At 63.5% G+C, this 6,204-nt stretch carries 4 protein-coding genes and 1 rRNA gene; 2 read left to right on the forward strand and 3 right to left on the reverse strand.

The genetic code is table 11. From position 1 onward, the window contains the following. Positions 1–313 precede the first annotated feature (313 nt). Both F8197_RS28100 and F8197_RS28105 read right to left on the reverse strand, forming a co-directional pair. Positions 314–1,828, reverse strand: a complete 1,515-nt coding sequence (locus F8197_RS28100) for a hypothetical protein (protein WP_152885384.1) — start codon at positions 1,826–1,828, stop codon at positions 314–316. Between the two features lie 2 nt (positions 1,829–1,830). After that, positions 1,831–3,033, reverse strand: coding sequence for an SPFH domain-containing protein (locus F8197_RS28105; RefSeq protein ID WP_152885386.1), 1,203 nt, complete (start codon positions 3,031–3,033; stop codon positions 1,831–1,833). Positions 3,034–3,229: 196 nt separating this feature from the next. Here F8197_RS28105 and F8197_RS28110 point away from each other — a divergent pair, with 196 nt between their 5' ends. Both F8197_RS28110 and F8197_RS28115 read left to right on the forward strand, forming a co-directional pair. Further along, on the forward strand, positions 3,230–3,928 hold the full coding sequence (locus F8197_RS28110) for a response regulator transcription factor (RefSeq protein ID WP_019924967.1): 699 nt from the start codon (positions 3,230–3,232) through the stop codon (positions 3,926–3,928). A gap of 1 nt (position 3,929) precedes the next feature. Then, complete coding sequence (locus F8197_RS28115; RefSeq protein ID WP_373997007.1) at positions 3,930–6,023, forward strand: sensor histidine kinase; 2,094 nt, start codon at positions 3,930–3,932, stop codon at positions 6,021–6,023. 69 nt (positions 6,024–6,092) lie between these two features. Here the strand turns inward: F8197_RS28115 and rrf are convergent. After that, positions 6,093–6,204: ribosomal RNA gene (rrf, locus tag F8197_RS28120) — 5S ribosomal RNA — on the reverse strand.

A 6,204-nucleotide genomic window follows, 5' to 3' on the forward strand; every position in this document is an offset into this window, starting at 1 on the left:
CTATTTCATTACTTCTTGTGAACATTTGATAATTTAAGTATCACGACGACTAGCGTCGTGTGCACTTTCATCAAACGTCCACACTTATCGACTGTTAATTTTTAAAGAACTTATTCGGTACTGCGTTGCTGAAGAAGCGTTTTGTTCATCAGCGAAGAGGCAAGATTATGAGACGTTTCGAATATTTCGTCAAGCACTTCTTTTTCTCTACCTGTCCCGCTTAACGCTGCACTGTGTGCGGTGTCTTGCGAGGGGGCGAATTATAGCCAAGAAACAACAGCGGCGACAAGGCTTTTTTTCACACCGTGCAGCGTTACCGCAAAGCGACGGTTTGGCGCTTCCATGCCGGATCTTGCCAGCGGTAGAACTGGCTGAGCGAAGACGGCTTGTCGGCCGATTTCAGCGTGGCCAGGGTATCGATTGCTACCAGCTCGAAACTGCGCTTGTAGCGGCCATCAATCCGCGCTTCGCGTGCTACCAGCATGTTTTGCGTGCCAGGTACCCAGCCGGCAAACTCCGCATAGCCTACGCCCGGCTCCGTCGCGGCCGGCGGCAGCACATCCACCAGCCAGTCGGCGCTGGTCTGGTGGAACAACCACATCTCGCGCCAGCCATCCATCGGCTGCACCGCCAGCGCCAGTGCCGTGCCCTGCGCATTGGCCTGTGCCGATGCCTGCCACACTACGCCATAACTGCAGCGGCGAACCAGTGGATGTTGCACGTTGTGTTTCGCGTCCACCAGCAGCACGCAGGTTTCGCCTGGTTCGCCAGCGACCGTCACGACCCGCAGCCCCGCCGCCGGCGATAAAGACGCGGGAGGTGCCTGTGCCTTGGTCGCTGCGATCGACGCTGCCGACATCGCAGCGGTTGCGCGGTCCGATACAGCCTGTAAGGCCGAGGCGGACACCGGGATGCTGGCCTTGGCAGCCCACAGTACGCTGCCAACGCGCGCACCCGCTTCGGCGAACACGGTCGCATCGTCCTCGGTCAGTTCCGCCGGCTCGACCAAACCCAGTTCATCGAGGGCGCGCTGGGCCGGCTGCATCGCCGACTCGCCCTTGCGGGCATGCGCAAATGCCACCGACGACCATACCGCCGCGCGGCGCATGTGGAGGCGGTTGCGCAAGTGCGGCGCCACCCCGGTGAGCTCCACGCGGTCGAGCACTTCCGCGCGCCAGGTATCGAGCGCCGCGCGGGCGCCGGGGCCAAGCGCGGGATCGACGCACTCGGTGCGCGTGAGCCCCAGTGCTGCTGCGGCGCGTTGCGGCGGCGTCGACTGCATCGCCAGCACGCGGCGAAACGCTTCGCCGTCGTAGCACAGCTGCATGCGCCCCTCTGCTTTCTGGCTGCGAATGCCCACCCCATAATTGGCCACCGCCTCCAGGTGCGCGGCAATCACCGTGTCTCCCTGCTTGCCCAGCCTTGACGAAGCGCGGCGTGCCAGCCGCTCGGCCATGCTACCGAGCGCGTCGAACGGTTCGGCGGTGATGGCCGCGGCCGGCGTCGCCTTCAGGTAGGCTGCGACATAGCTGATGCCCAGCGATTCGGCGCCCGGCGTATCGCGCAGGAAGCGCACCACCGACAACAGCTCCGGCGCATCGGCCGGCGCCAGCGATATTTTGCGCACCTGCGCCGCGCGGATGTAGCCGGCCCGCTCGCGGCGGTGGTCGTATACTTGCAGGAAGTCCTGCTTCTCGCCGCGTATCTCCAGGCTGTCGCCCTGCCACAGGACGGCCTGCTGCGAGGCGCTATCCTTGGGCGCGGCACGCAACGCAGCCTGGTCTTGCGTGACGATCGCCAGCATGACGGCAGTGGCAATGAGTGACATGGTTATTCTCCTGCCTTGGCGCTGCCGAGCAGCGACGCGCCGATAAAGCCGCCATTGGCCGGCGGCGGGGCGATGATGACCGAGACCTTGTCCGACAGCTTGTCGGCCATGGTTTTCTGGATCAGCAGCGGATTGCGGGTAATCAGTTCGCCCTCGCGTTCCATCTGCGCGGCCGCCACCTTGCCGATCGTATCCTGGCGATAGGCTTCGGCGTCGGCCAGCTTGCGGCGGGCATCGGCTTCACCGGTGGCTTCGATCAGGCGTGCCTGGGCATTCCCCTCCGACGTCTTGATGCGCGCGGTCTTGTCGGCCTCCGCTTCCAGCCGCCGCTGTTCGATCTGTTTCTGCTTGAAGGGCAGCACGTGCGCCATGGCCTGCTCCTGTGCCCGGGCGGCGATGATCTGCTCATTGCCAGCGGCTTCGGCAGCTTTTTCGCGGCGGATCTTGTCGGCATCCGCCTCCAGCGCGGTTTGCTTCACCTGTTTTTCCTTGAGCTCGAGCGTGTAGCGCATTTTTTCGGTTTCCAGTTCTTCGGCCAGCAGCTTTTCCATGCCTGCCTGGTATTCCTCGGGCAGCGTGATCTTGCCAATGGTGATGCCGCGCAGCGTGATGCCGTCCGCCGCCAGCTTGGGCTTGAGTTCCGCCTCGATGGCTTGCTGGATCTCGGCGCGCCGCGACGAAAAGATCTCGCGTACCGTGTAACGCGTGAATACCTTGTAGATCACGCCCTGCACCGCAGGTTCGACGATGGCGCCGTTGATATCGGGCGGCAGCGATCGGGCGATGGCGGCCACACGGTCAGCGTTGAGCGCGTAGCGCACCGACAGGTCCACGCCGAGCGCCAGTCCTTCCACCGACTGGAACGGCTTTTGATCGCTGCGGCTCGGGCGATATACCTGGTCGAGCAGGGAGAGTTGACGCAACCCGTGCACGCCCGGCACCAGCAGTACCGCCCCATCGCGCACCACGGCCATGGAACCAGTGAGCTGGTTGGTGCGGATGCCAAGGCTGCCCGGCGTCAGCTTCGCCAGCGGCGGGTGCGTCCACAGCCCATAGCCGGCGGCGCCGGCCAGGCAAAGTGCCAGCAACATCGCGCCGTTGCGGCGCACGCCGCCAACTGCAGATACGGCACCGGCGGCGCTGCCGCGCAATGTGTCGCGTACTGCCTGTGCCATCTGCCTGATCCGCTTGAGCCGCTCTGCCATGGTATTCACCTTTTCGTCATGTTTGAAATTCAGGGCCTATCCCTTGCCGACATGGTGCGCCCGGCAATGCGGAAGTATCAACGCCGGTACCGGCCGTCTCTCTTCCGCGCCTGTGAAGAAATCCTCACAGGCCGGTCTGTGACTTTTGCGCTAAAACCGTGGATACTTCCTGGATTGACAAGTAGCGGAGCACAGCATGGCCAAAGTCGCCGTCATCGAGGACGATCTCCCGACCAGCAATCAGCTGCGCGCCTGGATCGAGTCCGCGCGGCCGGGTATCGCAGTGGACCAGTGGTTCAGCCGCGACGACGCCGAAGCCGCCATCGCGCGCGAGCGCTACGACCTGGTAGTGCTCGATATCGAACTGGGGCGCGAGCGCCACGCCGGCGTTGCCATCATCAACGCCATCAACAAGCGGCATGCCACGCCGGTACTGGTGGTCTCCGCCATGCCAGCCACGATCTACCGAAGCATCATGAAGGCGCTCGACGCCTGGGACTATCTGCAGAAGGCGACCTTCGAGGAAGCCGACTTTATCGAAACCTTCCTCGAGATCCTGCGCGCCGTGAAGGACAAAGCGCCGCCGCTGCCGTCTGCCAACGCGGATGAACTGAGCATGGATCCGCTGCGCCAGCGCACGCCGATGTGGCGCGGTCATCGCATCAACCTGCCGCTGACGGCCCAGCGCATCCTGGCGGTGCTGTTCGCACGGCGCGGCCAGGTGGTGTCGTACGACGAACTGTTCGAGGTGGTCAAGAGCGGGCGCAATCGCGATAACATCCGCAAGCATGTCAGCACCATCCGCGATGCATTCCGTGAAATCGACCCCGGCTTCGCCTGCGTCGAGAACATTCCGATGCGTGGCTTCCGCTGGGCCGATACCGAAAGCCGATGAGGTGAACTGGCGCCGTCTCAGCCTGGTCCCCTATCGCGTGCGGCTGCTGCTGCGCGCGACCTTCGTGTTCCTGATGGTGGCGACGGTGGGCCTGGCGCTGTCGGTGCTGCAGCAGGAGAAGCAGCTCAGCTACAAGAACTATCAAATCAATTTCCAGAAAACCCGCGAGCAGATCGCGGCCACCTTGCGCCATCCGTCCGGCCAACTGGCGCTGCTCAATCCAGCGGCTGGCGGTGGCGCGGCGCTGCATCCGCTGCTGCTGCCATTCGCGGCACTCGATTTCGACGACCTGCAAAAAGTGCAGCAGGCGGTGGCGATGTCGGGCTGCCTGGCGCAGTACGGCGACAACGGTTCGCTGTGCGTCGGCATCGGCAACAACCCGTGGGCCGGCGGCTTTATTTATGTCGCCGGCACGTTCGACAGCGCGCTGCTGGTGCCACATGTGCGCGGCGACCAGGTGCTCGACCAGGCCCACCGCGTCACCGTCAAGGTTGCGCTGCGCGGCCAGGTGTACGAGTGGATCGCACCGTTCGAGGAAAGTACGGAACCGCAAACGCCACACTCGCGTTTTGGCGGCATGCGCGGCCGGCTGACCGGCTTCACTGCGACGGACGTGGCGCGCGCCAAGGCGCCAGCGGTAAAAGATTTTCGCGGCTGGATCTGGCAGAACCCGCACTGTAATCAGCCCGCCGGCAACGACGACGACAGCCGCTGCGCGCGCAGCGCCTTCTTTTCGCTGCGCTTGCCGATCGGCGTGCTGCAGGAGGGGCTCTTCGAAAAACGCCGCCCGGTGTGGCCGCCCGAGGATCTCCATCGCATCAATGTCAGCATCGCGGTCCTGGCGCCAGGCGATGGCCCACCTCTGCTCGACAGCGGCAAGGGGCCGAGCGCGCCGCCGTTCTCGCTGGCCGACTTGACGCCGATGCTGCTGCCGGGAGAAAGCCTGCAAATCAGGCGCGTAGCACAAAACGATGTGCGCGATGGCGGCGTGCCTGCGGCCGACATGCCGCAACTGGTTGGCGCTGTCGATCCGGAAGAACAGTCGTGGCACGTGGTGACGACGCTGATCCGCCACTTGCCGGTCGATGCCTACGACGCGCCGCTGGCTGCGAAAGAGATCATCACCACGCCGGCAGGCAGCTACGAGATCCTGCTCAAAGGTGATGTACGCAGCGTGAGCAAAAGCCTGAGCGTGGTGGCAAGCCGGCTGACGTGGTTCGTTGGCGCCATGCTGGCGGCATTGGCGCTGGCCTGGCTGGTGATCGAGATTGGCATCATCCGCCGCATCAAGGTGCTGATCAAGCGCGCCGACGATGTCGGCGAGCGGGTACGCACGGCGCGCGGATTTTCCGAGGCCGACCTGGCCGATCTGCGCGGCGAGGACGAACTTGGCGTGCTGGCCACCGGCCTGCACGACCTGCTGCGCCGCGTGCGCGAAGACGTGGAGCGCGAAAATATTCGTGCCGAGCAGGAGCGCGATATGTGGCACGCGGTCGGTCACGAGATCATGTCGCCGTTACAGTCGTTGATGGTCTTGCACGGCAGCGAAGACGGCCAGAGCCACCGCTACATCAATCGCATGCAGCAGGCGATTCGCGTGCTGTATGGACGCGCGTCGCCCAGCGAAGCGTTCCAGTCGTCCGAATTGCAGGTCACCGAAATCGACGTCGCCGCGTTCCTGCGACACGTGGCCGACAATGCACCTTGCATCGGCATCGACCAGGTCCACTTCAACGGGCCGGATGCGTTGCTGGCCAGGGCGGACGAATACTCGCTGGAGGACGTGGTCACGCATGTGCTGCGCAATGCCGAGCGTTATCGCTTACCAGGCAGTGCGATCACGATCACGCTGGAAGCCGGCGACACCGGCGCCACCATCACGATTCACAATCAGGGGCCGCCGATCGAAGTCGAGATGATCAGCAAGATCTTCGAATACGGCGTGTCGGACCAGGCGGAATCGGGCGCCAACGGCAATCGTGGACAGGGACTATTCGTGGCGAAGACATATATGGCGAAGATGGGCGGCACGATTACCGCGCACAATCTGGGCGGTGGCGTCAGTTTTGTAATGAGTTTGCGGCGGGCGGGGTGAGCATAAAGCGATGGCCAAATGCGAAAAACCCCCAACCAGATCACTGGAAGGGGGTTTTCTATATAACTAGCCTGACGATAACCTACTTTCACACTGGTTGCAGCACTATCATCGGCGCAAAGTCGTTTCACGGTCCTGTTCGGGATGGGAAGGGGTGGGACCGACTTGCTATGGTCATCAG

This window comes from Duganella sp. FT27W, from assembly GCF_009295655.1.
Lineage (GTDB): Bacteria > Pseudomonadota > Gammaproteobacteria > Burkholderiales > Burkholderiaceae_D > Rugamonas > Rugamonas zoogloeoides.

Excerpts from the sequence above, each read along its gene's own strand:
- F8197_RS28105 (WP_152885386.1), bottom strand. The coding sequence starts at position 3,033 with ATGGCAGAGCGGCTCAAGCGGATCAGGCAGATGGCACAGGCAGTACGC.
- F8197_RS28100 (WP_152885384.1), bottom strand. The coding sequence starts at position 1,828 with ATGTCACTCATTGCCACTGCCGTCATGCTGGCGATCGTCACGCAAGAC.
- F8197_RS28110 (WP_019924967.1), top strand. The coding sequence starts at position 3,230 with ATGGCCAAAGTCGCCGTCATCGAGGACGATCTCCCGACCAGCAATCAG.